This is a genomic window from Aeromonas sp. 2MA4, from assembly GCF_029237305.1.
Taxonomy (GTDB): domain Bacteria; phylum Pseudomonadota; class Gammaproteobacteria; order Enterobacterales; family Aeromonadaceae; genus Aeromonas; species Aeromonas salmonicida.
In genome coordinates this window covers 52,831-75,221 of sequence record NZ_JAACFY010000001.1, presented here as the reverse complement: position 1 = coordinate 75,221, position 22,391 = coordinate 52,831, and the positions used below count along the sequence as shown (strand labels likewise).

Below are 22,391 nucleotides of genomic sequence, written 5' to 3'. Positions count from 1 at the left end.
TGTTATATTCACCAGTGATAACTTAAACCTGCATAAAGTGTATTCAAACTACTACCACCGGTGTTACCACCACCAACCTCATTAATCCATTGGTATTCCAATCGTCCTTTCCATTTTTCTGATAAAGAGTACTCGAGACCAGCTCCGAGCAATGGAGACAAGCCTGTGTCATGAGCCTGATGTTGGAAATATACTTCTTGTCCCTTTACATCTGTACGCCAAGCCATTCCCCCTGCTTTTGCAAAAACACTTAACTCATTTATTTTAAATATATTGTATTTTATGGCCGCAGATAATCCTTGAACCTTCCCCTGATATGGAGCACTACGTTCTGGCGATCCCAGCGACGTGTACATCGCCTTAATCTTCCCGAAATAATCATATCCAACCTCAAGTGAGGCCTGAGGAGTTAAATAATATCCAGCATAAAGGCCTGCGCCCAGTTCATTATTGTCACAAGTAAGCCTGGATGGTTCACAGGCATTATGGGCATGAACCCATCCAGATTTCACACCAATGTAAAATGGCTGTGGTACTGCGAATACTTTGGGAATTAAAATCATGGTTGCCATAAACATGATGGTAATGTTTCTTATCATAAATTTTTCCTTACTCAAGCCTATAGATGTATTTTTATTGCATTTTTAATGATTAATGGATAGTCTATAGGGAAAATCCCAAATGAGACTCAAGTGGAATTTAAACTCTGACCTATCCGCTTGAACTCTATCAGTGGCACATACAATTTGACATACATCTTTTTATGTTTTGACAATCAGTGTTGCATGGACTGACCTCACGACAGTACACAGAGCTAACTCTACATAAGTTGACGTTCATGAGTTGTGAAAATCACCTTAATCAAGGTGGTGAAATGTTAGTTTTTTGACAGGTGGCGGCGGGTTACTGGCCGGCACTCCATCTCATCTTCTTGAACGCCTTGGCGGCGATGGCCAGCAGTTCGGCACTACTTGCCTCGGGCAGCATGGGGCGCGCGGGTGTCTCTACCGTCCATCGGTTCTTCCTGGTCTCACCGGTGGTGGTCCTGATAATGATCGCGGCACGGGTCCGGCTGACGTGCGCTTGTATCCATTTCAGGGACGGCTTGCGGTAGCGGCGGCGCTTGCCGCGTTCTGACAAGACTTTGTATCCCAGCGCACGCAGGCGCACCGCTTGGCTGCGGGTGCATGGCTCATCCGTGGGTTTGAATGGCGCTTGTCTCTTGCCCTTGCCTGAGGCTCTTGGTTTCGCGGGCTTAGGCGGGGCGGCGGTGAACTGCTGTGACATGCCCTGGTGTTGCTGGTTGGCTATCATCCCCGCAAAGCGGGAGTCGAAGTCGATGATGGCTGCATCGTCGGTACTGCGAGCGCGCAGGCGTTTGGACAGGCCGGTGAGCCGCTTGTGCTTTCGCTTGCTCTTGGTGGGCGCCCATTTGGTGCCATCAGGCGCTTTGCCTGCCCGGATGCGCTGGCGGTTCACCTTGACCACTTCCCGGCCTATCTGCTGGGTGATGCGTCGGCGCTTGGCTGGCGGCAGAGAGGCCGCTTCTAGGCGCTCCAGTACGCTGAGCATCGTACCTTGATTGATGGTGAGTGAGATCATCTACACGCCTTTATTCGATGATGGGAGATAGGGTGCTTGCCAGTTGGCCGGCCTGCTCGCTCTGGCCGATGAATGTATCGGCACTGGTTGGCGGTGGGCCGCCGTGGTTATGGCTGGCGGCGGTGGCGGCCAGTTGCTGCACCACGTCCATCAGCTGGTTGAGCAGGCGGAAGATGTTCACCCCATCGCTACCCATCCAAGACTTGGGCGACGCGAAGTGCTGCAGCTCGCCGGCAAGTGCCCGACGAACCAGGGCGATATCTTCATCCAGGTTACCACCCGCTGTCTGACTCATATTACCGGCGCTGCCCAGGATCATGTCTTCGGCGGTCAGCAGCTCGATGTCCCCGAGCGCCTCGATGCGCTTCATACCCCCGATCTTTTCCACGCTACTGGCCAAGACGCTCATCCGGTGCTGACCGAACTCGCCCAGGTACTCGTCCGCCTCGCGGATCATCTGCATGGCTTTGTCGTGCTGGCGGCGGTCAGTATGGCGTGACTGGTTGCCCACGGTATCGGTACGGCTGAACACCTCGGCCCGTTGCTGCTGCAGCTGCTCGCCCGGGGCGATATCCGGCAGAGGCCAGCCAGTGCCCAGGATGGTGCGGATGAACGGCCGGTCTGCCCGACCAAAGGCAAACCCCAGCTCGACCATGGTCCCCTCGATGGGGAACTGCATCAGCCCCTGCTCAGGCCCGCCGAACATGACCGGCAGCGGTACAGCTCGATAGAGCGGTGTCCCTTCATCTGGTTCGCCATTCTCGCCATACAGCTGGACATCTACCGCATAGCGAGGACGAAACGGGTCATTGAGCTGACCGGCGGCGGCCTGGTCGCTGATGGCCTCGACTCTGCCGAACTTGGGCAGGTGCATTTTGTCGGCCAGCTCGGGGAACTCCCCCTCCATCTTGCGCCGCTCCGGCGACTTCACCGGTTTACCTGGTGTGGCTGTGGTCAGGGTCATTTCGTCACCCTTGAGCCGTACCCGCTCCACCCGCTTGCCGTTGACGATGGCCCCCGGGCGCATGGCCGGGATCGGGGCCAGGGTGATGGTGTTACCCGCTTGGCGGGCCGAGAAGGCCGAGTCCAGCTCCACCGCCTTATCTGCCCAGCGGCTATGGGCATGACTGCCCACGAAGATGGCGCCATCCGGTTGTTGATGCCAGATGAAGTCCGGTACCGAGAAGGCGCGGCCCGCATTATCGAGCAGCTGATAGCCGGTGCCGGCGCTGGTGAAGTTGGGGATCGGGGTGTCGGTGTAGTCTGTCCCACCCGGCAGCAAGAAGGTGAGTTGGGTCTGGTCAGTCAGCCAGGCCAGCAGGCTGCGCAGGGTGGCATGCTGGATACTGACAGGGAACTTGCTGCCCAGGATCCCGGCCAGCTCACGGCATAGCAGCTTGCTGGCACCGTTGGCGGCGGGTTGTACGTCATAGACATAACCGGTGAACCAGCGACGCAGTTCACCGTTGTAGCCGGTATCCAGGGTCAGGGTCTGCCCCTTGGTCGCAGTCCCGTCGATGGTCAGGGAAGCACGGCCACCGGCAGAGAGGTCGAGCACGATATCATGGTCAACCAGGTGGGCCGGTTTACCCCCCAAGGTCAGATTGGTCGATAGTTTCACGCCATTACGTCTCCCAGCTTGTCATCCAGCCCCTTCATCACCTGCTCCCAGGAACTGAGCTGCTCCTGCTCAGACGCTGCCGTACTGCTGTCTGTTTTCGCCGGTGTGGCATTGGCGGTACCTTGCCCCACGGTGGCAGCAGCCTTGGGGAGGCGCTGCTCGCGCTTCTCCGGTACCGAGTTGTGCTCGCGCAGGGTGAACTGCACCTGCCACGCCAGCAGGCCTTCTTGCTCGCTGGCGGTGATGCGGCCGGCAAACTTGGCCTGGCGCACCTTCACCGACTTGGCGAGCAGTGACCCGACCCGGTAGATATGGCGCTTGCCGCCGTCACCCTTGGCATCAGCCAACTCAAACAGGCGGCTCAGGGTCTGGTCATCGTTGAACGGTACCAGCCCTGACACATCCAGCTCCTTGGCCTTCTCGCCCTGCTCAGAGCTGCTGGTGCTGCTGGTCTGGCCGCTGCTGTCTTTGTCCTGAAACTGCATCGATGCGGAGATCCGCATCGACTTCATCACAATAGGTTCACCGTCCAGGGTGAGCATGGCCGTTCTACTCATTGGGTTAACTCCTGCCAGAAGGTGAGGGGGGAAGGGGAGAGCAGCAGGGCGCCAACGGTCATGCTGTGACTGTGGTCAGGGTGGCCACTGTCGAGCAGCTGTGCGGCGAGGCTGGCTGGATCGCCATAGCCGTGCCAGCTCCACAGCATTCCGGCAAGGCTGGGCTTGTTGGCCAGTGCCTCATCCAGTTCGGCAGCCCAGGCTGCGCGCTTGGCGGTCAGCACGGCCAGCTTGTCGCGGGTGGTCGCCGGTGCCGGCGAATTCCCCTTGCTCTCCTGCAAGGCATCGTTGGCCGCTGTCAGCACCAAGCGGCGGCGCAGCGGATCCCAGATCAGCGGCTCGTCGACTTTCCAGCGCGGTACCATGGCCGCTGTTGGCTGGGCCATGGTGTCGTTGTTGGCCGTCAGACGGCGCAGTGTGGCGCACCACTCAGGCAGCGGCAGCACGGCGCACACCTGCGCCAGCTTGGTGGCCAGTTCCTGCTCGCTGGTACCGGTAACCAGCCAGACCACCGCATGGAGCGGGCCGACAGGAAGATGGGTATCAGCCCCGTCTTGCAGCTTGGCGGCCATGGCTTTGATGGCGTTGGGGGCCGCCAACGTACATTTCCCGCCTTGTGTCTGTCCCACGGTATGCTGAAACGGCGTCACCGCCAGCGCATGACCGCTCTCCTGCTCCACCTTGAGCAGGCTCATGGCCGTGATATCAGTGCCACTCCATGCCATCAGATCAGTTTTCCATCAGACCGAGTGACCACACATTCCCCTGGGGATGGTTGAAGTGTTCGCAGTTCACCTGCACTTGTCCCAGATGGACCATGAGTTTGCCTTTTGGCTGTTTGCGGATCCCGGACTCACCGCGATAGAAATAGAAACCCAAGGCGGTGGAGAGTGATGGAATAGAGCCATCGTGCTTTCTGAATTTCACCTTGAAGCTGTTGGAGCCGGCTTGCGAGGCGGCGGTATACACGTTCGCCCCGAGATCGAGCATGGTGACCGTCAAGGTCGGGCTGCCGACCAGCAGCTGATGCTCCACCAGGAGCACGCCATTTTCTTCATCCCAGGTGAATGTCAAATCACGGGTGTCCCACTGATCCGAACTGGCAACGACCCACTCTGTGCCGTTGTATGAAATGGTGCCCTCCACATCACCCAGCAAAAACAGGGAGGTCATGCCCGGGGTGGGGGTCTGTTGGTAATGGATCTGCAGGTTCTTGTCCGTTGAACTGGGGGCGACATAGCGCACAATCGCTTCCCGCATCAAGCGCATAGAGGGGTGCGTCAGCGTGACGACGCCTTGGGCACTGATGACCAATTTAAAGCGGACTTTGTCGAAGTAGTGGGTGTCAAAGTCAAACTCGCCCGTGGCCAGATCCACGCTGAACGAGCACGGTGCCCCCATGGACATCACGGCATAGTCATAACCGACCGAGCCTCCGACACTGACACCGTCCATTGCCAGGGTTTCATCAGGTGACAGGATTAGGGCGCCAATCCTCTTCCCCTGGTACTTTATCTTCGGGTTGACGCCGCCCTCGATGCCCCGGCTGTTGACCGGAATGTGCGCCGTGTCGCTGATGACGAACCAGTCACCTGCAACGGCTTTATCTCGCCGGAAAGCGGCCGCGCTCAGCGCATATTTGACCCCGTCATTGCCAAAAGGCAGCCCACCTTTGAGCAGCATGTCTTCCACGGTCTTACCGGTGGATGTTCTGACCTGCTCTGCTCCGGTGTTTTCATTGAGCTGCTCTTTGAGCTTCCCGATATCATCCGGCACCTCTCGCATGTCTGCCCATTGGTGGCTGTGTGTTTCCTTGCGGCGGTGATCGGTGATGCTACCGTCAGCCCCGATGGTGGCAATCTTGGCAACAGAGTGTAGATACCCCGATTGGTCCTGATAGTCATTCAGATCGCTGACACTGGTGACAAGAGAGAAACGGTTCTCCCAGGCACTCAGTAATGTGCCGGCACGGAATGCATCCACCCAGACACCGACCGGCTTTGCCCCCGGGTAAACGGTCTGCGCCTTTTCCAGGTGAAGATAGAGTCCGCCCACAATGGCCTTGCCTGGCATCACCTTGTAGATGCCGGATTGCTCGATCAGTTGGAACCCATCGTCAATGAAGCTGTGATGGCCGAAAAGCTGCAGGGCATGCTGGCGCTGCTCCTCTTCCATGCCATTGAGCCGCGCCGAATAGTCTATTTGCCACGTCCCGGCAGCCACGTTCGTCATGGTGGCGTCTGCCGCGCGGTCGTATTCCATCAGCATCGACTTGACCATGGAGTTTCCCGTGGTGTTTGTCGAGGCGTCGGTTTTTACTTTTTCCTCCCGGCCCTTGAAAACAATCATGCCGACGATGCCAGTCGCCTTGTTGATGAGGTACATGGCATTAAACGAGAAGTCCCCCACTGTGGTGTCCATCACGATGGTGTAGGCCACGGCGTTGTTGTTGACCCGGCCACGTTGATCGACCGGGTGTCGATGAACGATATATCCCGGCGCCGGCAAGCCGGTGTCAGGGTTGATAGGGACGGTGATGTCGAGATCGGGAATATCTGCCAGCACCACTTCATCGAGCACGACGGGAGACTGATCGGTTAAGCAACCCTGCCAGTACGTTTCAAATGCGTTAGTGATGACTTGGCTCATAGGCTCTCCTTATGCTGGAGCTTGGCTCCATAGACGTGCTGGATCATGTGAATTTGTCCTTGGCTTACCTGGCCTTTGGCCTTGTAGGGAATGAGGGTGGCGGCGAACACCTGCTGGGTCATCGAGAACTCGCCCGGGCGCAGTACGCCCGCCACCGGATAGACGACCTGAAAACGGTAACGACGACAGGTGCGGCCGTAGTGCTGGATGAGGGTCTCGACGAGTCGCTGGTTGTCAGCGAGGGTGCTGTCTGCCACCTCGATGGTGATGACGTCCCAGGGGGCGCCTTCTTGGCGTTCATGAAGCTCACACCAGCCGATGCCCAGACGCTCAAAGATGCGCTTGAAACCGGCTACTTCGCCCGAGTCCTGGGCGTTGATGAAGGCGTACTTCACCCGCTTGCGGAGCAGGTCAAGCGGCTCCCCCTTGAAGCGGGTGATGTCCCGCTCCCAGGCGAGCAGCGCCAGCATGGCCTCCGAGCAGGTCATCGGGTCTTGCTGGGTCAGCGGTTGCAGCAGCCAGCCGCGCAGGCGGCGCCAGAAGGCCATGATGCCTTTGGCCAGGAATGCCGGCTCTTGCACTCCCTCGGCGATGGTCTTGCCGTCTTCCCACCAGGGGGCTGTGCTGTCTGGCAGCGGTGGGGCCTTGTCCTGGTGGTTGAGCTCGGTGGTCTTAGTCATGGAGCAACACCTCCAGCGCACTCAGGCGCGGGATGGCAAGGCCTGAGACGATGTCCGACTCGGCGAAGTGCAGGCTTTTCAGCTCGGGGAAGGCCTGGTGCAACTCACGGCCAAGCTGGCTCAGGGAAAAGCGAGACTGCGGCCATGCCCGGGTCACGGAGGGATAGTCAGCTGACTGGCGAAAGGCCGCCTTCACCATCAGCTCCACCTCACGTTTGAGAGTCAGCCGCTGTTCGGCGGTCATGTTCTCGGCCGGCCACAGCTCCAGGTGCAGCGAGTGCTCGGTTTCCGGCATGGCCATCACCTGCAGGTCATCGCCGTGGCCGTGGTTGCCCTGGGTGGTCACGTAGTCATTTAGCTTGTCGACCAAGCTGGCGGGGGTGGACCCCACTTCCAGCAGGATGAAGGCATTGGCGGTACCCGGGCCCCGCGGTGCGTCGTGCTCGAAGAAGATGTGGTCGGTGCGGATCCCCGCCACGCTGGCAAGCATGGAGCGATAGATGGCATCGATGTGATAGCGACCCACCGCCGAGAACTGGTTCTTAATACGCAGGCCAAGTGCGTCATTGCTCTCGGCATCGGCACCTTGGGTGGTAATCCAATCCCGGTCAGCATTGCGAGCAGACAGGATGCCGGTCACCGGTTTGCTCAGCAGGTTGTAATAGCCGGGGGCCAGATTCCAGGCGCCGCCGGCGAACTCGGCCTCGCAGACTACCTTGGCCACGGCTTCACCGGCGGGGCTCACCACCTCTTGCAGCGGTTTCAGGCGGTAGAGGGTGCCGTTGATGCGCTCGGTGGTGATCCAGACATCGGCCGGGATGGTGACGGCTTCGCTCGGGTTGACCTTGATGAAGCTGACCAGGCCCCGAGTCTTCTGGGCGGCCTTGCGGGTGAGATCCACATCCCACGCCTTGAGGTCGAGATAGGCATCATTGGCAGTGGCGGCAAAGCTGGCTGGCAGCACATGGCCCGCCAGCAGGGTGCGGGTCAGCCACAGCGCCGGGGTGATGACTACGCCGCGCACCAGACGCCAGAACGGGCTCACGTCGCTGTCGTTGGTGATGAGGGAGCCTGCGGCCTCCACCTCCTTCTTGAGCTCGACCTCCATGGCCTGCTCGGTTGTCGGTACCCCGCTTTTTGCCAGCAGGGCCACAAAATCCACGGTTGGGCGCAGGTTCACAGGGTTACCTCCAGGGAGCCAAATTCATAGGTGCGGGCGGTGACCAGGAGGCGGTCTGGTGCCTCTTCGCTGATAACGATGGCGCCCGGGATCAGGCGCTCGTCGTTCTCGACCAGCAGCTCTATCTCGGTCATCACATCGGCGCGCAGGGTAGGGCTGCGCTCGCCGATGAGCTTGCGGGCCAGCCCGGACTCCATGATGCGGTGCTTGATGTCCTGGCCGATGCTGTGGCGGTCTTGCGTCATGCGCGGCTGGCCGCCGGCATCGAGCTGCCATGCGCCTTCTATCACCAGGATGTCGATGTACTTGGGATCGGTCATGGGGTGGTCATCCACAGTTCTTGCTCCATCTCTCCCGGTGATACCTGGTTCTGGAAGTGGTTGTGCACCTCGCCGATATGCATGGCCTTGGCTGGCTTCTGGTTGGCCGTGGTCGCTGCCGCGTTGGCTTGGATCAGTTGCTGGCCAATGCCACCGGATGGGATGCTGCTCTGGCCGCCCTGGCGATAGCTGGCTAAAGGGCTATTCAGTACGGATGTAGGGGGCTCTATAGTCGAAGGTGCCGAGGCCCATTTAGGCAGCACGTTCATGTCCAATGAACTGGTGTCGAAGTCGGTCCCGAGAAACTTATTTGAGGCGTCCAGCGCCATCTTGATGAGTTTGATCAGTCCCCTCCACGGAGTAAGCAGGGTATCGAATGCCGTGCGCAGTGCATCAAACACGCCGATATCTGCCAGAGTTGCCTTGATTTCATCCCAGTAAATGATCCCAGCGGCGATAGCCGCGATCATTGCAACGATGCCAAGCACGATCGCGGTGATTGGTGAAGTGATGATTGCCAAGGCGATGCCCAGCCCCAGGGTGGCCAACTTGGCGATCCCGGCTATCAACATCCAGGCGCCAGTGACCATACTCAGGCCCACGATGGCGAGCATGGCGTAGCTCACCACCTTGGTCAGGTTCGGGAAGAGGTGAGTCCAGCGCAGCACATCATTGGCGCCATCAGCAAAGGCGCCGACCACGGCATTGATGGCGGGTAGCACCACGCCAAAGGCGGCGGCACGGATGGCGAACCAGCCTTGTTCCACACGCTGCCACTGGTCTGTCATGGAAGCAGCCATCTGTTCGGCCTTACCCATGCCATGGGTGTTGGCCAGCGCGTTGATGTTGGTGGAGAGTGCCTTGGTGTTGGTCATAAGCAGCTTGATCATGGCCACTGCTTCATCCGAGCCGAACGCCTTCTTGAGCTCGTCCCCCTCGGCCACGCTCAGGGTCTCGCCGTAGCGCAACTTGAGTTTGTCCAACACAGTCAGCACGGGCAGCATGTTGCCTGCCGAGTCGGTGAACTGCATGCCGAGTGCCTTCTGAGCGCCACCGACACCAGCCAGGAACGACTTGAACTTGGTACCGGCCTCGCCCCCGCTCATGGTGGCTTGCAGTTGGCCGAGTACGGCGAACTGCTCATTCATCGAGATGCCGGCGGCAGTGGCGTTGGCACCAATCGCCCCGAAAGCATCAGCCATGCCCTGGCCGGTGGTCTTGAACATCTGCACGGCAGTGGCGGTTTTGCCTGCCAAATCTTCCACCCAGTTGGCCTTGCCCATCATCTTGGCCTGCTGCTCGAAGATGCCGTACATGGTGCCCATGTAGTTGGTAATGGTGGCGGTATCGGCCTTGGTGGCCTTGGCCAGGGTGGTCGATGCGCGGGTAAAGGCGGGCAGCTCGTTCCCCTCCAGTCCGGCGATCGCAGACTGGATATCGTAGGAGGAGCGGACAATCTCTGTGGCTGACTCGCCATACTTGACCGAGAGCGCGAGCGCCTCGCGCCCCAGTGCACCGAGCACATCCTTTTTCACATCAAGGGAGGCGACTTCTCCGAGCGCCCTGTCCATCTCGATGGCAGGGCCAAGGGCTGACTGTATGGCCATGCCGCCGGCGGCCAAGGTGGTTGCGCCCATGGCCATGTTGCTCCAGCCCTGACGACCGGCCTTGCTGACCTTTTCGATCTGGCTGTTGATGCCTTCAAGCGGCCGGGTGACGGCATCTATCAGGGCAATCCTCATGATCAGTTGTTCGGTGACAGAAGCCATGATTTATCCATTGAATGCGGCGGCGATGCCCTCGGCAACGGCGCGGGCGTCACGCTGGGCGTGGTATTTGTCTAACCAGATGGCGCGGGCCAGGCTGTCGAGGTCGTCACCCTCATGGGGCAGGTAATGGCGCCGCAGTGCCAATACCTGCTCCAGTTGGTTGTTGTCGATGGCCTCGGCGCGCGCCGTCAGTTTTTTACTTCGATATCCAGATCAGGGGCGAACTGCTCGTTGACCTTGGCGGCGACCTGCAGCGCGGCGCCTGGGCGAGCCAGCAGCGTATCCAGCGCCTCTTTGCTCTGTGTGCAGACGATGCGCTTGAGGTACTGATGGGACGGCGCCACCTTGTCGGTCATCGACAGCCCGTTGATGTAGCTGTTGTAGGCCACCAGGGTGGGCTCAAAGCCGATGTCGGTACCGGCGATGGTCAGGGTGATGGTTTGTTTGCTCATGGGGTGGTTTCCTCTTGTTCAATCCACTGATTCAGGGTGTTGAGTTGGGTTTGGCAGCGGCGCAGCGCGCCCTGCAGGGTGGGGATAAAGGCCACGGCCTCGCCCCAGGTAGTGCCGTTAAATTCAGGCTCTGGGCAGTGGGGCACTAGCCCCGGCGGTGGCAGGCGCTTGACCACCTGCGTTTGCACCACTGTGGTGGGCTGGCTGGAGCAGGCGCAGAGCGCCAGCAGGCAGAGGCTCGCGAGCACAGTCCGGGCGGCCCGCCGGCGGCGTGGCCAACGCTTGTTGCAGTTCATCGGCGGTTTTCCTGTTCTGGTTGTCGAGCTCGGCCAAGGCGGCGTTCTGGTGTTTAAGCAGGACGCGCAAGCCTGATTCTTTCTGCGAGAGAGTTTCGAGGTCTTCGGCCATCAACTGGTTAGCCAGCTGCAAGGTGCTGATGGTGCTGTCGGCATCAGCTAGCGCCTTGGTGCGTTCTTTTAGCACCTCGTAGCCTGCACGTATGGTTACCAGCAGGGCCAGCACCAGCACTAACTGCAGGTTGGAGAACAGCCACTTGAGGATGTTCATGCCAGCACCCCGCCAAACTCGGTGAACTTGGCCAGCAGGTCAGCCAGCCGATGCTCGCGCTGGCCATAGCCGGCGCCCGGCAGGCTGGCCCAGAGGTTGGCGCACTTGGCGATTGCCTGGGGGATGCGACCGGCCTCCACGTCCGGCAAGGCGCGGCGCTCACGAATAAGTTGGATGGCCCACTTGTCTTGCGACTCGGGGCCAAAGTCCGGCAGGCCGAGCTGGTCACGGTAGTGGGGCCAGTGTTTGGACAGGTGCTGATAGCGCCCGGCGGCCGTGCTGACCAGGCGCGGGTTCACCTGCACCTTGACATTGGGGTGGGTGCGGTAGTCGGTGAAGAACCCCGCCGGGTTGACCAGCTTGTCGTATCCATCATCGCCGAGCCCTTTGGTGCCCTCGGCAAAGGCGAGCATGTCCAGAAAGGCGGCCACTTGCGGGTGGCAGTTACTGCGCGCCATGGTGGGTCTCCTCCTGGCTGATGAGGGCCTGAAATTCCTGGCAGGTCTGGGCAAACTGAGGGGCTTCGAGCTCCACCCCGATAAAGCGGCGGCCGAGGCGCCAGGCAGCTTTGCCGGTAGCGCCAGAGCCCATGAAGAAATCCCCCACCACGTCACCCGGCCGGCTGCTGGTGCGCACGATGTGCTCCATCATGGCGGCGGGCTTTTCGCACGGGTGTTTGCCCGGGTAGGCCTGCACCGAGGGATAGGTCCACACATCGGTAAACGGCACCTCTTTGGTGACGCTGAACGGGCGGCGCAGCTGCTCATACTCAGCCTTGAGCTGGTCATAACTGGCGACCAGGGTCTGATAGGTACGATGCAGTCCCTGATACGTTTCCTTGAGCTCGCGGTGGGGCAGGCACAACGTGCGGGCTTTGCGGGCGAACAGGGCTTGCAGGCGGGCATATTGCGCTTCGCTTGGCAGGCTCCATTGGCTGCGGCCAAACCAGTGGCCCGCCATTTGGCAGCCCAGGGCCAGGTCGATCTCTTTGTTGGAAATACCGCAGGCGGCCTTGGCCTGCTGGAAGTAGTCGATCAGTGGCTGCATCACCTGGCCACGCAGTGCCTGGCAGGCTTGGCGATAACCGCTGGCTTGCGCACTGCCGTGAGCCCCTAGCTGCTCGGCAAAGATGATGCGTTCACTGGCGGGCCAGAAGTTGCGCAAGGCTGACTTGTCCGCCCGGTTCCACACGCCAGAGGGCTTGGCCCAGACGATGTGGCTCAGCACGTTGAAGTGTTTGCGCACCAGCAGCTCGATGTCGGCATTGAGGCTGGGGCTGCAAAACAGATAGAGCGAGCCGTTGGGCTTGAGGATGCGGGCAAACTCCACCACGCACGCTTCCAGCCAATCCAGATAGGCCTCGACGTTGGGCCATTGGTTGTCCCAGTCCAGATCTTTGACCCGGTAATAAGGGGGATCGACGGCCACCAGGTCCAGGCTGTGGGACGGCAAGGTGGTGAGGTAGGCCAGCGAGTCGGCGTTGACCAGCTTGAGGCGCTCGTTGATTTTGTGGATCTGCATTTGATCAGTCATCACGTCTGTTCACTCCTTGAGTAATTTGGTGTTGAGCCAGCGTTTGGCAATACCGCGAATGGTCTCCACACCGATAAGGCCGACCATGCCACCGACAAAGCCGGCCGCTTCCCCCGGGATCCCGAACCAGCCAAAGGCACTGATAAATGCCAAGGTGATCGCCCCACACAGGACGGATTCCAGCAGCCGGCGGCGGCCACTGCCCCCTCCATAGGTGATGCGCAGCCAGGCGGTTAACACGGCCAGGGCGGTGCCATAGACAGTGGGCAGGTTGTCCATCAACCAGGCCAGCAGCAGGGCACTGATGAAGGGGTCTTTATGAGGCATGGCGTTCATGTCCGTTGCTCGGGTTAGCGGGCCAGCCGTTCAAGGCGGGTCTGGCAGGGGACGCACAGGCGCACTCCCGGCACATGGTGGCGACGGGCCGCGGGGATGGGGTCGTCGCACTCCTCGCATTGATGCAGGCTCTGGCCCTGGTAGTGCCCTTTGCCCACTTGGCTTGCCAGGTTGGCGGCCAGCATGCGGGCGGCGTGGTGGTTGGCGCGGTCGATATCGTCCACTGTTCCCCCTTAACCCAGCAGGTGGCGGGTGTCTTCCTTCGAGAGGTAAGGCACGCCGTCGATGTGAACGAAATCGGGGGAGGTCACAAAGCCTTTCACCTTGTGCACGCTCTTGCTGCCACCCTTGGGATCGATGTCGAGCAGGTCGGCTGCGTTGAGCTTGACGCTGAACGCTTCCACCCTGATCTCCTCGCTGCCGGTGTTGGCGTAGAACAGCACATCGTCCGGCTCCATCCCGCGCCAGCTGCCCGCCCGTTTGGCGGCACCAACCAGCAACTTGAAGTTCTTGGTGTCGAGCTCGAACTCACACTCGGCGGCGACGTCTCCATCCACATAGCCATCGGGAATGCCCCGGGTCTGGGCCACGGCGCTGTTGTCAGTGATGGAGAGGCTGGCCTTTTCGACGTGGACCATGGCTCCCATCAGGGTGGTGTCGAAGTTGATACCGGAAAAGCGTTTGGTCACGGGTTAACCCTCCCCGTTGTTGAGGCTCAAATCGAGCATGATGTTGACGGTGATCCCCTTGGGGCAGTCCACGGTGCGCACCACCACATAGACGGAAACCAAGTTCTTGGCAGTCCACTGGATGCTGATGTCGCCGTCTTGGGGGGAGGCAATGTCGCCCGGGAACGGCTGGCCGTTGATGGTGGTCGCCTTGGCCATGGCCCGTAGGTCCTTGCCAAAGTAGGTGATGGCGGCGGCGGTGCTGCCCGGGGTGGAGTTGAAGGCGCGATCACCGATGCGGGCGATGGCACGGATACGGGTTCGGCGCGCCACCTTGTAAGCAATGCGCAGGTTCTCGATCACCTGGTAGTTACCGCCCTCGGCATCGAGCTGGCGCCCGTCTGCCCAATAGAGGCCGTCATAGTCCGGGTACCACATCGGTACCGAGTAGCGGTTTTGTTCCAGGGTCTGCAGGGTGGCCAATGGCAGCGGGATCCCGTCCTTGTCCACCGGCTTGTTGCCAAGGCCGACCAGGGCGCCGGTCTTCACTCGGCAGGGGCTGTCGGCGATGCTCACTGCCCGGTTGCACAGGCGCCCGGCATAGACCCCGATGAGGTTTGGCCAGAGCATCGGCACCAGGCCAATCGAATCGGCCTTGATGCCCTCCTGCAGGGCGGCCAGGGTGGCCTCGTACTCGGGCCAGTCTTGGGCGCCTTCGCCGGTGGCATTGATACCCGGCACCGCCAGCAGCATGAACTGCCAGCGCCCCCACTTGGCGATCAGCTCCTGGTTGAGGGCGTGGGCGGCGTTGATGCTGGCTTCATCCCATGCTTGCCCCAGTACCACGACACCTTCAAAGGATTGGGTTTGCTGCGCTTCGCGCACCGCATCCAGCCAGGATTGGTCGGTGGGCAGCACGTAAGCGGCGGCGGTCCAGTTCTGGCCGGCGTTATCGCGGGCGGCCAGCAGGTTGGCCTTGAGCTCGCTGTCAGCGGCGCCCAGTAGCTGGTCAAAATCGGACTGGGTATTGAGGGAGAGCAGCTTGCCGGTGTTGCTGGCGGCGCTGCCGATAAACAGCAGGTGGCGCTCGACCTCGGTCACTGGCCCCTGCATCTGGTTCAAGTTGTTGATCTGTACATAAGGCCACATGGCGCGGGCTCCTTAAATCTTGGGGTCAGGGGGGTAGACGGGGTGGGCGCTGCCAGCCACCGAGAGGGTGATCTCATCGGCTACCCACACATCAAAGGGGGCGACGGTCCAGGTCTTGCCCAGCCAGTTAACTGCGCCGCGCGGGTCTTCCACGATGCGCAGGGGCTCGGCGAACTGCACCTCCAGCTCGATGTCCGCGCTGTGCTCGTCATTGGGCACCACGGCATAGCTGGGTTCTGGCAAGGCGAACTGCTCGCGGTAGTTGTCGTGCTCCTGGATCCAGCTGGCGGCCACGGCCAGCAAGGTCTCGGTCCGGCATTCGCGAAAGGGCAGGTTTTCCAGGGAAAACACGGCGGTGTAGGTGAGCCAGGCGAGATCCATGCCTGTGACGCCCATATCCTTGGGCTCCAGGCGCAGGGTGCCGCCTTCCATCCAGCTGTCGAGTGAGCGGGCACAACGTTCTGGCAAGACGCGCTCGAGCTCGCGGTGCAGGGCTGACAGAAAGTAGCCCTGGGCATGCAGGGCAAAGCCGGTCTCACTCATATCATCGAGACCCCGATCCGGTGTTTGCTCTTGATGCTGCGTACCAACTGCTGGCTTTCGGCTAGCAGTTGCTCACGCAGATCGGGGGCCCGCTCGGCCAGGTCTTTGCGGGCATCCCGCTCGGTGACCGTGGCGAACTCAGGGAGCAGCATGGCTTTGGCGCGCGCAAAGACGGCCGCCAGATAGGTCTCGGTCAGTGCGTTGTTGCCGCCGGCGATGCGCGGGCCCGGGACCTGCCGCGATTCGGTGTAGCCCTGGGCCCGCAAGGTGGCTTGATGGCGAACCAACTGCAGGTTGATTTCGCTGACGGCCGCCAGCAGGGCCGCACTGATGGCATCGCTGTCCATGTCGGCGGGCAGGGCGCGCCGGCGCTCGAAGTCGCCACACACCACGTCAGGCCAAAAGCCGTCATTGGTGATGGTCTGCTCGCTGTAGTGGATGCTTTTGCCAGAGATCATGTGCTGCCCTATCAATTGGGGCGCCCCTGAGGCCACGGGATTGAGCGCAGTGCGAGCGGTCAGGCTGCAGGCTCATTCCCGCCGGGGCGCGGTGGCGTGGGAGTCGTTATTCCGGATTGAGTGCCCGCAGGCGCATGGCAATCTTGTGGCGCAAGGTGCCGACCCCAATCTTGCTGTGGGTCTTCTCGGCCAGCGCCAGCCAGTGATCGGCTTGCTCCAGGGTGGCGCTGTCCGCCAGGGCGCTGGGACGGGCGATCCCGTCCTTGTCACGCAGCAGCAGACAGCCGGCCAGCTTGTACCATTTGGCGGTGGCCTGTTCGTTGAGGCGCCAGCTGCCCCGCACCTTGTCGAACACCCGGGAGAACCAGGGCTCGACGCCATGACTGAGGGCTGCCTGTTCCTCGGCCCAGCCCAGCACGGTGTCGGCGGTGAAGTGGGCCCAGTCGCGCTTGATGTTGCCCGGGGTGCGCTGGTTCTGCTCGATGGCCAGCAGCGCCCAGCTGATGGCCGTGTCCAGATCGCCGATATCAAACGCCCAGATGATCAGGCGCTGGAACAGCTCGTTCTGGTACACAGTGCCGAGCGCTGCCAGCTCCAGGTACTTGTCCACGTAGGGGCGATATTTGGGAAACAATTCATCGCGTTTCATCGCCACCTTGTCGCTCATCCGCGCCAGTGACTTGAGTCGTCGCATGTCCTGCTCCAGGGCAATCAGCTGCAGGTGCAAGCTGTTGGCCACAAGACCGGTGGCTTGCCCGGTGGTGGCGGCTTGCGCCGCCCCCAACTGGGCCAATACCTGTTGCTTGTGACGCATGCCAGGAGAGAGGGCCATGGGTTATGCCTCCGGCTCTGTCTGGGGGGCAGCGTCTGCCAGGGCGTCAGCACCAGCCGATGGGGCAGCAGGACGCGCCGCGATGACCACATCGGCCTCTTCGTAGCTACCAAAGGCTTCATAGTCGCCGATGGCGTAGCCTTCCTGGCGCCAGTACTGGTTTTCAAAGCCCTTGGTGTCGTCGTTGTCGGCGGCCTTGCGCTTACGTGTGTTGCGCTGGGTGTAGATGTGCAAGTTGGCCAGGGTGGTGATCATCATCCCGTTCGACGGGAAGTAGGGCGGGATGAAGGCCGGGCGACCGGCAATGGACTTGGCCAACTGCTGCGCGGCGATCTGCTCGGTGGGCTTGGTGGCTTCGCTGTAGAGCTTGGCCTGCGCTGCTGCGACCAGGTCGGTACCGACCAGGATCACCAGGCGGGGATCGGTGCGATAGAGCGGGTTGATGGTGGCGTTGATGAGGTCAGAGGCCATTTCATCCAGGGTCTTGAAGTCGCCATGGCCGTCCGGGTCAAAATAGATCTTGTCGCCGGCGGGGGCTTTGACGACCTGACTGCCCTTGTTCCACTCACGCGCCAGCTGTTGCCAGCCCTTGTTGACGTCTTCACCCAGCGGGTACTTGACCGGATCGGAGTCATCGGCGATGTGGGTGCCGTTAAAGCCGACCCGCAGCATGTCGAGCGCGAATGCCTGGTTGGTGAACTCGGACACCAGTTGCACGAACTGGCCCGGGTTGCCGGAGTTGGCCCAGGTGCACAAGGTGCTCCAGTCCAGACGGACACATGAATCGGTCTCGGTCAGGCTGAATTTGTTGCCATCGACCCCAATCTTGCGGCGAAAACGCCCGTCTACCTTGCGGCCGGTGTGCAGGGCACTGGCGCCCACTTGCACCACTTGGCCGGTCAGCTGATCCACGTCTAGGCAGGTGATGAGGCCGAGGAAACTGGTGGATTCAAGGATGGCGCTGCGCAGCACCATTTCCATGGGCTCACTGACCGAGAACTGTTTGGCCAGCGCGTTCTCGGGTACACCAAACGCCTTGGCGAGCAGCGTGTTGTAGTGGTTCAGGCACTTTTCTGCCTGCGGGGTTTTGGTTTGACTCACGGGGCGCTCCTCAGCAAACGGTCGGGTTGGTGTCGCTACCGCCCAGGCCATCAGGGCGCTGGTTCGGTGCTTCTACCGAGAATTTTTCAATCTTGTCGTTCAAGCTGGTGATCTGTTCCCCCAGACCTTTGAGGGTCTGCTCGAAGGCGGAGAATTGTTCGGTCGTGGCGGTGGCCGGTACGGGGTCCACCACGGGTGCCGGTGCAGGGTCTGCGGCATCCGGTTTCTTGTCGGTGGTCAGTGCATCGACCTTGGCGCCAAAGGTTTCAATCTGAGTGCCAAGCGCGGTGAACATCCCCGCCAGCTTGTTCATCTGTTCTTCGTTCATGTCGGTACTGTCCTCGGGTTGGGATCTGGTCGGGGCGTCGCTGGGCCGGGGGGCGGTGGGGGCGCCGTGGCCGCCCAGGAAGTTGAACATCTTGTGCAGGAGCGAGACGCGATCGGGGGCACCCTGCTCGTCCTCGGGGAAAGAGAAGCCGGACAAGTCCAGCGCCTGGCTTTGGCCCACGGCCGGGGAAGGGTGTTTGGCAGAAAACTTGAGCATGGTGGTGCCAGTGCTGGCCGGGATGTCGGTGACCCCCACGGCAAACAGGTAGGTTTTGCCCTGACCGGTGAAGTTATCCAGCGGCTCGATGGAGCAGAATTTGTATTGGCCCCGCTGGTTTTGATAGATGAGGTCGCGGGTCGGGCAGAGGATGGCGAACAGGGTGTGTTTGCCGTCTACCTTGTCGGCCTTGAGGGCCTGCACGTAGCCCAGGTTCTCGCCCCACTTCTCATGGTCTGGCCACAGCTGCGCGCAATAGAAGGTGGGATCGTAGGTGTCGGCCATGTCAGTGATCCACTTGGCCGAGATCTCGCGGCCATCCACGGACTGGCCTTCTGTGGCGATCACCACCCAGCCGGTGCGCAGTGATGAATCTATTGGTGTTGGCACGGCGGCCCCCTGTTGCGTCGAAGTGGCGTCAGGTTATCGGGGCAGAGGAGGGGGAGCACTCACATGCGTTCGGGCGATTTCGGATAGCGGGGGTGATCCGAATTCATCCGAATGAAGGCGGCGGGATGGGCGGGATCGGCTCAGTATCATGAGCCCCAGCAATCAAGACTGGGGAGCCTCATGGCCTATACAGAAGAGGTACGACAAACCGCCAGGCGGCTTTATCTGCGGCACTGGAGCGCGCAGGAGATCAAGGCCGAGCTGGGCCTTGGCAGTGTGCGAGTGGTGTACCTGTGGGCCGAGAAGTACGGCTGGACCGAGCTGCTGAGTGATGAAGCGCTGGAGGATGCGATCACCCGTCGCTACCAGGCGCTGGCCGCCAAGTCGAAGAAGAATCACGCCGACCTGGCCGAGATGGACCGGCTCATCAGCCACCACGTCGCCCTCAAAGAGCAGGCCGTCAAGCTGGCCGAGCGAGAGCACGCCCTCAAGGCCCGCCAGGTGGCCGAGCCACAAGACGAACCGAGCGAGGGGAGTCGCCGGCGCGGGGAGGGCAAACCGAAGAAAGGCGGCGGCAAGAAGACCAAGAACTGGGTCAATGACCTGACGCCGGAAGATTTTGAAGGGTGGCTGGCCTCACTGTTCCCGCACCAGCGGTACGTGCGCGACGTCAAGAATGACCCGACCATGCCGCGCACCCGCAATATCCTCAAATCCCGCCAGATTGGCATGACCTACTACTTCGCCGGCGAAGCGTTGGAAGATGCCATTCTGACCGGTGGCAACCAGGTGTTCCTGTCCGCCACCCGCGCCCAGGCCGAGATCTTCCGCTCCTACATCATCAACATCGCCCGCACGTTCCTGGGGGTGGAGCTCACTGGTAACCCGATTGTGCTCTCCAACGGGGCGCAGCTGGTGTTCTGCTCAACCAGTGCCAACAGTGCCCAGGGCTACACCGGCAACTTCTACGCCGATGAATACTTCTGGATCAAGAACTTCAAGGCGGTCACCGACGTGGCCACCGGCATGGGCTCGCAATCTCACTGGCGCAGGACCTTCTTCTCGACCCCGTCCAGCAAGGCCCACGGGGGTTACAAGCTGTGGACCGGGGATGACTGGAAGGGCAAGGATCCGGCGCGCCAGGCTATCGAGTTTCCGACCGAGGCAGAGCTGCGCGACGGTGGCCGGGTCTGCCCGGATCGGGTGTGGCGTTACATCCTCACCCTGGAAGAGGCGGTATCGAGCGGCTTTACCCTTATCGACATCGAGGCGCTGCGCGAAGAGACCGCGATCGAAGTGTTCGATCACCTCTACATGTGCGCATTCATTGACGATGAAGCCTCGGTGTTCAAGTTCCAGCACATGGAGCGGGCTCAGACCACTATCAGCAACTGGAGCGATTACACCCCGGGCCACCCCGAGCCGTTCGGCAAGCGTGAGGTGTGGCTGGGCTATGACCCGAGCCGCACCCGCGATAACGCCACCCTGGTGGTGGTTGCCCCGCCACTGTTCCCGGGTGAGAAGTTCCGGGTGCTGGAGAAGCACTTCTGGCGCGGGATGAACTTTCGCTACCAGGCGAGCGAGATCGAGAAGATCGCCAAGAAGTTTCGGGTCACTTATCTCGGGATCGACGTGTCCGGGGTCGGTAGCGGTGTCTATGACCTGCTGCAGCCGGTGTTCAAGTCCACCATCACCCCGATCAACTACAACGTCGAAAGCAAAGCGCGCCTGGTCCTCAAAATGGTGGATGTGGTCGAGTCAGACCGTATCGAGTGGGATCAGGAAGACATCGAGATCCCGCTCGCCTTCATGAGTATCAAACGCAGCACCACCGGTGGTGGTCAGATGACGTTCCGCGCCTCGCGCAGCAGCGAGACCGGCCACGCCGACGTGTTCTTTGCCATCGCCCACGCGGTAGACAACGAACCGCTCGACACATCACGACGCCGCAAATCCACCTGGGCCATCAGCAAACGAGGAAAACATGAGCCGCAAACAGCGCTTTCATCAGCGGGCCGAGCGGCCCAGCACCCCATCCAATGTTCCCAGCACCCGTTCCGCCGTGAGCTTTTCCATTCCCGAGCCCATCGACCCCACGGCCTGGATGACCGACTACACGGACGTGTTCTACAGTCCTTGGGGCGAGTATTACCTGCCGCCCATCGACAGGAAGGGACTGGCCAAGGTGGCCCGCGCCAATGCGCACCACGGCGCTATCTTGATGGCGCGGCGCAACATGGTGTCGGGGCGGTTTATCAGCAGCGAAGGCGTGCCCCGGGAAGTGATCACCGCCTTTGTGCACAACCTGCTGCAGTTTGGGGACGCGGCCTTGCTCAAACTGCGCAACGGGTTCGGCCAGGTGGTGGGGCTCTACCCGTTATCGAGCCTGTACGTGCGCCGCTGCAATGATGGCAACTTCCTGATGCTACAGCGCGATGGCAGCTACAAGCGCTATGTCAGCGAGGACATCATCTGGCTGGCCCAGTACGACCCGGTGCAGCAGGTGTATGGCCAGCCCGATTACCTGGGGGGCTTGCAGTCGGCCTTGCTCAACCAGGACGCCACTCTGTTTCGGCGTAAATACTTCCTCAACGGGGCGCACATGGGGTTCATCTTCTATGCCACCGACCCGAACATGGACGATGACCAGGAAGCGGAAATGAAGGACATGATCGCCAGCTCCAAGGGGGTCGGCAATTTTCGCTCGATGTTCGTCAATATCCCGGGGGGCAAGCCGGACGGGATCAAGCTTATCCCGGTGGGGGATATCGCGACCAAGGACGAGTTTGCGGCCATCAAGGCCATCACCGCTCAGGACGTACTGACGGCGCACCGGTTCCCAGCGGCGCTCGCCGGTATCATCCCGGCCAACGGCAGCGGGGGGCTGGGGAACCCCGAGCAGTACGACCGGACCTATGCGCGCAACGAGGTGATCCCACTGTGTGAGCTTATCCAGGATGCCATCAACGGGGCCAACCTGCCGCGCCGGCTGCAGGTGAGTTTCAACCGCTCGCTGGAGGTGGCTGCCACTGTATGAAAACCCAGCTGACGGGTATAATCGTGGGGTTTATGTCGTCGGGAACGGGGGGGATATGCGGGTATTTTGTCGGGAATGTGGGGAGTTGGGGCGCATCACCAAGACGCACCGTCTGAGCCGTGACACCTCGGATTTATATTGTCAGTGCACGGACGCAGAATGTGGCCACAGCTGGGTGTCCCAAATGTCATACAGTCATCCGTTGAGCCCATCGGGACGCACAACCAGCCAACTGGCCTTGAGTCTTATCAACTCACTCAGCCCGGATGGGCGGCAGATCCTGCAGCGAGAGCTTAACCTAGGACAATAAAGAAGGGGCGCATCATGCGCCCCTTGTTCATGTTGGCGGAGCGATAGCGCCCCTAGACATAAATATTATTCATACATGCCACGTATATTGAAA

Annotated in this window: 27 protein-coding genes and 1 pseudogene; 3 read left to right on the top strand and 25 right to left on the bottom strand. The window is 60.9% G+C overall.

The window, feature by feature from the left end:
• Nucleotides 1-8: 8 nt before the first annotated feature.
• The 25 genes from GWQ31_RS00405 to GWQ31_RS00285 all read right to left on the bottom strand — a co-directional run bounded on the left by GWQ31_RS00405 (nt 9) and on the right by GWQ31_RS00285 (nt 18,951).
• Complete coding sequence (locus GWQ31_RS00405; RefSeq protein ID WP_275908393.1) at nt 9-599, bottom strand: outer membrane beta-barrel protein; 591 nt, start codon at nt 597-599, stop codon at nt 9-11.
• Between the two features lie 304 nt (nt 600-903).
• Entirely contained in the window at nt 904-1,572 is a 669-nt protein-coding gene (locus GWQ31_RS00400; RefSeq protein ID WP_275908392.1) for a phage virion morphogenesis protein, read from the bottom strand.
• 40 nt (nt 1,573-1,612) lie between these two features.
• Nucleotides 1,613-3,223, bottom strand: coding sequence for a hypothetical protein (locus GWQ31_RS00395; protein ID WP_275908391.1), 1,611 nt, complete (start codon nt 3,221-3,223; stop codon nt 1,613-1,615).
• The gene (locus GWQ31_RS00390) at nt 3,220-3,780 is read right to left on the bottom strand and encodes a hypothetical protein (protein ID WP_275908390.1); all 561 of its coding nucleotides are present in this window, start codon (nt 3,778-3,780) and stop codon (nt 3,220-3,222) included. Before GWQ31_RS00390 ends, GWQ31_RS00395 begins: the two co-directional genes overlap by 4 nt.
• Nucleotides 3,777-4,505 carry a hypothetical protein gene (locus GWQ31_RS00385; protein WP_275908389.1) on the bottom strand — a complete coding sequence of 243 codons (729 nt, stop codon included), beginning with the start codon at nt 4,503-4,505 and terminating at the stop codon, nt 3,777-3,779. Before GWQ31_RS00385 ends, GWQ31_RS00390 begins: the two co-directional genes overlap by 4 nt.
• 4 nt (nt 4,506-4,509) lie before the next feature.
• Nucleotides 4,510-6,429 (bottom strand): phage tail protein, encoded by a 1,920-nt coding sequence (locus GWQ31_RS00380; RefSeq protein ID WP_275908388.1) that lies wholly within the window; start codon nt 6,427-6,429, stop codon nt 4,510-4,512.
• The gene (locus tag GWQ31_RS00375) at nt 6,426-7,109 is read right to left on the bottom strand and encodes a phage tail protein (RefSeq protein ID WP_275908387.1); all 684 of its coding nucleotides are present in this window, start codon (nt 7,107-7,109) and stop codon (nt 6,426-6,428) included. Before GWQ31_RS00375 ends, GWQ31_RS00380 begins: the two co-directional genes overlap by 4 nt.
• The gene (locus GWQ31_RS00370; protein WP_275908386.1) at nt 7,102-8,289 is read right to left on the bottom strand and encodes a baseplate J/gp47 family protein; all 1,188 of its coding nucleotides are present in this window, start codon (nt 8,287-8,289) and stop codon (nt 7,102-7,104) included. Before GWQ31_RS00370 ends, GWQ31_RS00375 begins: the two co-directional genes overlap by 8 nt.
• Nucleotides 8,286-8,609, bottom strand: a complete 324-nt coding sequence (locus GWQ31_RS00365; protein WP_275908564.1) for a DUF2590 family protein — start codon at nt 8,607-8,609, stop codon at nt 8,286-8,288. The genes GWQ31_RS00370 and GWQ31_RS00365 overlap by 4 nt, the downstream gene beginning before the upstream one ends.
• Nucleotides 8,606-10,378, bottom strand: a complete 1,773-nt coding sequence (locus GWQ31_RS00360; RefSeq protein WP_275908385.1) for a phage tail tape measure protein — start codon at nt 10,376-10,378, stop codon at nt 8,606-8,608. Before GWQ31_RS00360 ends, GWQ31_RS00365 begins: the two co-directional genes overlap by 4 nt.
• Before the next feature lie 3 nt (nt 10,379-10,381).
• A complete protein-coding gene (locus tag GWQ31_RS00355; protein ID WP_275908384.1) occupies nt 10,382-10,522 on the bottom strand; it encodes a hypothetical protein in 141 nt (46 codons plus the stop codon).
• A 44-nt stretch (nt 10,523-10,566) separates the two neighbouring features.
• Nucleotides 10,567-10,830: a putative phage tail assembly chaperone gene (locus GWQ31_RS00350; RefSeq protein WP_275908383.1), complete on the bottom strand. Its 264-nt coding sequence runs from the start codon at nt 10,828-10,830 to the stop codon at nt 10,567-10,569.
• A complete protein-coding gene (locus GWQ31_RS00345; RefSeq protein ID WP_275908563.1) occupies nt 10,827-11,018 on the bottom strand; it encodes a hypothetical protein in 192 nt (63 codons plus the stop codon). The genes GWQ31_RS00350 and GWQ31_RS00345 overlap by 4 nt, the downstream gene beginning before the upstream one ends.
• On the bottom strand, nt 10,954-11,397 hold the full coding sequence (locus tag GWQ31_RS00340; protein WP_275908382.1) for a hypothetical protein: 444 nt from the start codon (nt 11,395-11,397) through the stop codon (nt 10,954-10,956). Before GWQ31_RS00340 ends, GWQ31_RS00345 begins: the two co-directional genes overlap by 65 nt.
• Nucleotides 11,394-11,855 (bottom strand): glycoside hydrolase family 104 protein, encoded by a 462-nt coding sequence (locus tag GWQ31_RS00335; protein ID WP_275908381.1) that lies wholly within the window; start codon nt 11,853-11,855, stop codon nt 11,394-11,396. The genes GWQ31_RS00340 and GWQ31_RS00335 overlap by 4 nt, the downstream gene beginning before the upstream one ends.
• Nucleotides 11,842-12,930 (bottom strand): site-specific DNA-methyltransferase, encoded by a 1,089-nt coding sequence (locus GWQ31_RS00330; protein WP_275908380.1) that lies wholly within the window; start codon nt 12,928-12,930, stop codon nt 11,842-11,844. The genes GWQ31_RS00335 and GWQ31_RS00330 overlap by 14 nt, the downstream gene beginning before the upstream one ends.
• 9 nt (nt 12,931-12,939) lie before the next feature.
• On the bottom strand, nt 12,940-13,257 hold the full coding sequence (locus GWQ31_RS00325; protein ID WP_275908379.1) for a phage holin, lambda family: 318 nt from the start codon (nt 13,255-13,257) through the stop codon (nt 12,940-12,942).
• 23 nt (nt 13,258-13,280) lie between these two features.
• Nucleotides 13,281-13,490 carry a TraR/DksA family transcriptional regulator gene (locus GWQ31_RS00320; RefSeq protein ID WP_275908378.1) on the bottom strand — a complete coding sequence of 70 codons (210 nt, stop codon included), beginning with the start codon at nt 13,488-13,490 and terminating at the stop codon, nt 13,281-13,283.
• Between the two features lie 9 nt (nt 13,491-13,499).
• Nucleotides 13,500-13,955 (bottom strand): phage protein, encoded by a 456-nt coding sequence (locus tag GWQ31_RS00315; RefSeq protein ID WP_275908377.1) that lies wholly within the window; start codon nt 13,953-13,955, stop codon nt 13,500-13,502.
• 3 nt (nt 13,956-13,958) lie between these two features.
• Nucleotides 13,959-15,083, bottom strand: coding sequence for a DUF2586 domain-containing protein (locus GWQ31_RS00310; protein WP_275908376.1), 1,125 nt, complete (start codon nt 15,081-15,083; stop codon nt 13,959-13,961).
• Between the two features lie 12 nt (nt 15,084-15,095).
• Entirely contained in the window at nt 15,096-15,626 is a 531-nt protein-coding gene (locus tag GWQ31_RS00305; protein WP_275908375.1) for a phage tail protein, read from the bottom strand.
• The gene (locus GWQ31_RS00300) at nt 15,623-16,084 is read right to left on the bottom strand and encodes a head completion/stabilization protein (protein WP_155603651.1); all 462 of its coding nucleotides are present in this window, start codon (nt 16,082-16,084) and stop codon (nt 15,623-15,625) included. The genes GWQ31_RS00305 and GWQ31_RS00300 overlap by 4 nt, the downstream gene beginning before the upstream one ends.
• Nucleotides 16,085-16,190: 106 nt before the next feature.
• Nucleotides 16,191-16,916: a phage terminase small subunit gene (gpM, locus tag GWQ31_RS00295; RefSeq protein ID WP_275908374.1), complete on the bottom strand. Its 726-nt coding sequence runs from the start codon at nt 16,914-16,916 to the stop codon at nt 16,191-16,193.
• Nucleotides 16,917-16,919: 3 nt separating this feature from the next.
• Entirely contained in the window at nt 16,920-18,017 is a 1,098-nt protein-coding gene (locus GWQ31_RS00290) for a phage major capsid protein, P2 family (protein WP_275908373.1), read from the bottom strand.
• A 10-nt stretch (nt 18,018-18,027) separates the two neighbouring features.
• Complete coding sequence (locus GWQ31_RS00285) at nt 18,028-18,951, bottom strand: GPO family capsid scaffolding protein (RefSeq protein ID WP_275908372.1); 924 nt, start codon at nt 18,949-18,951, stop codon at nt 18,028-18,030.
• 180 nt (nt 18,952-19,131) lie between these two features.
• Between GWQ31_RS00285 and GWQ31_RS00280 the strand changes: the two are divergent.
• The 3 genes and pseudogenes from GWQ31_RS00280 to GWQ31_RS00270 form a co-directional block, all read left to right on the top strand.
• A pseudogene (locus GWQ31_RS00280) lies at nt 19,132-20,925 on the top strand (terminase family protein); the annotation flags it as partial.
• Between the two features lie 10 nt (nt 20,926-20,935).
• Nucleotides 20,936-21,988 (top strand): phage portal protein, encoded by a 1,053-nt coding sequence (locus tag GWQ31_RS00275; protein ID WP_275908371.1) that lies wholly within the window; start codon nt 20,936-20,938, stop codon nt 21,986-21,988.
• A gap of 55 nt (nt 21,989-22,043) precedes the next feature.
• Nucleotides 22,044-22,298, top strand: a complete 255-nt coding sequence (locus GWQ31_RS00270; RefSeq protein WP_275908370.1) for an ogr/Delta-like zinc finger family protein — start codon at nt 22,044-22,046, stop codon at nt 22,296-22,298.
• The last annotated feature ends 93 nt before the right edge of the window (nt 22,299-22,391 follow it).

Bases quoted from the DNA above. Each gene is read 5' to 3' on its own strand.
- GWQ31_RS00300 (WP_155603651.1), bottom strand. From the start codon at position 16,084: ATGATCTCTGGCAAAAGCATCCACTACAGCGAGCAGACCATCACCAAT.
- GWQ31_RS00340 (WP_275908382.1), bottom strand. From the start codon at position 11,397: ATGAACATCCTCAAGTGGCTGTTCTCCAACCTGCAGTTAGTGCTGGTG.
- GWQ31_RS00335 (WP_275908381.1), bottom strand. From the start codon at position 11,855: ATGGCGCGCAGTAACTGCCACCCGCAAGTGGCCGCCTTTCTGGACATG.
- GWQ31_RS00350 (WP_275908383.1), bottom strand. From the start codon at position 10,830: ATGAGCAAACAAACCATCACCCTGACCATCGCCGGTACCGACATCGGC.
- GWQ31_RS00310 (WP_275908376.1), bottom strand. From the start codon at position 15,083: ATGTGGCCTTATGTACAGATCAACAACTTGAACCAGATGCAGGGGCCA.
- GWQ31_RS00360 (WP_275908385.1), bottom strand. From the start codon at position 10,378: ATGGCTTCTGTCACCGAACAACTGATCATGAGGATTGCCCTGATAGAT.
- GWQ31_RS00390 (WP_275908390.1), bottom strand. From the start codon at position 3,780: ATGAGTAGAACGGCCATGCTCACCCTGGACGGTGAACCTATTGTGATG.
- GWQ31_RS00405 (WP_275908393.1), bottom strand. From the start codon at position 599: ATGATAAGAAACATTACCATCATGTTTATGGCAACCATGATTTTAATT.
- GWQ31_RS00270 (WP_275908370.1), top strand. From the start codon at position 22,044: ATGCGGGTATTTTGTCGGGAATGTGGGGAGTTGGGGCGCATCACCAAG.
- GWQ31_RS00305 (WP_275908375.1), bottom strand. From the start codon at position 15,626: ATGAGTGAGACCGGCTTTGCCCTGCATGCCCAGGGCTACTTTCTGTCA.
- GWQ31_RS00330 (WP_275908380.1), bottom strand. From the start codon at position 12,930: ATGACTGATCAAATGCAGATCCACAAAATCAACGAGCGCCTCAAGCTG.
- GWQ31_RS00400 (WP_275908392.1), bottom strand. From the start codon at position 1,572: ATGCTCAGCGTACTGGAGCGCCTAGAAGCGGCCTCTCTGCCGCCAGCC.
- GWQ31_RS00380 (WP_275908388.1), bottom strand. From the start codon at position 6,429: ATGAGCCAAGTCATCACTAACGCATTTGAAACGTACTGGCAGGGTTGC.
- gpM (WP_275908374.1), bottom strand. From the start codon at position 16,916: ATGGCCCTCTCTCCTGGCATGCGTCACAAGCAACAGGTATTGGCCCAG.
- GWQ31_RS00365 (WP_275908564.1), bottom strand. From the start codon at position 8,609: ATGACCGATCCCAAGTACATCGACATCCTGGTGATAGAAGGCGCATGG.
- GWQ31_RS00375 (WP_275908387.1), bottom strand. From the start codon at position 7,109: ATGACTAAGACCACCGAGCTCAACCACCAGGACAAGGCCCCACCGCTG.
- GWQ31_RS00325 (WP_275908379.1), bottom strand. From the start codon at position 13,257: ATGCCTCATAAAGACCCCTTCATCAGTGCCCTGCTGCTGGCCTGGTTG.
- GWQ31_RS00275 (WP_275908371.1), top strand. From the start codon at position 20,936: ATGAGCCGCAAACAGCGCTTTCATCAGCGGGCCGAGCGGCCCAGCACC.
- GWQ31_RS00385 (WP_275908389.1), bottom strand. From the start codon at position 4,505: ATGGCATGGAGTGGCACTGATATCACGGCCATGAGCCTGCTCAAGGTG.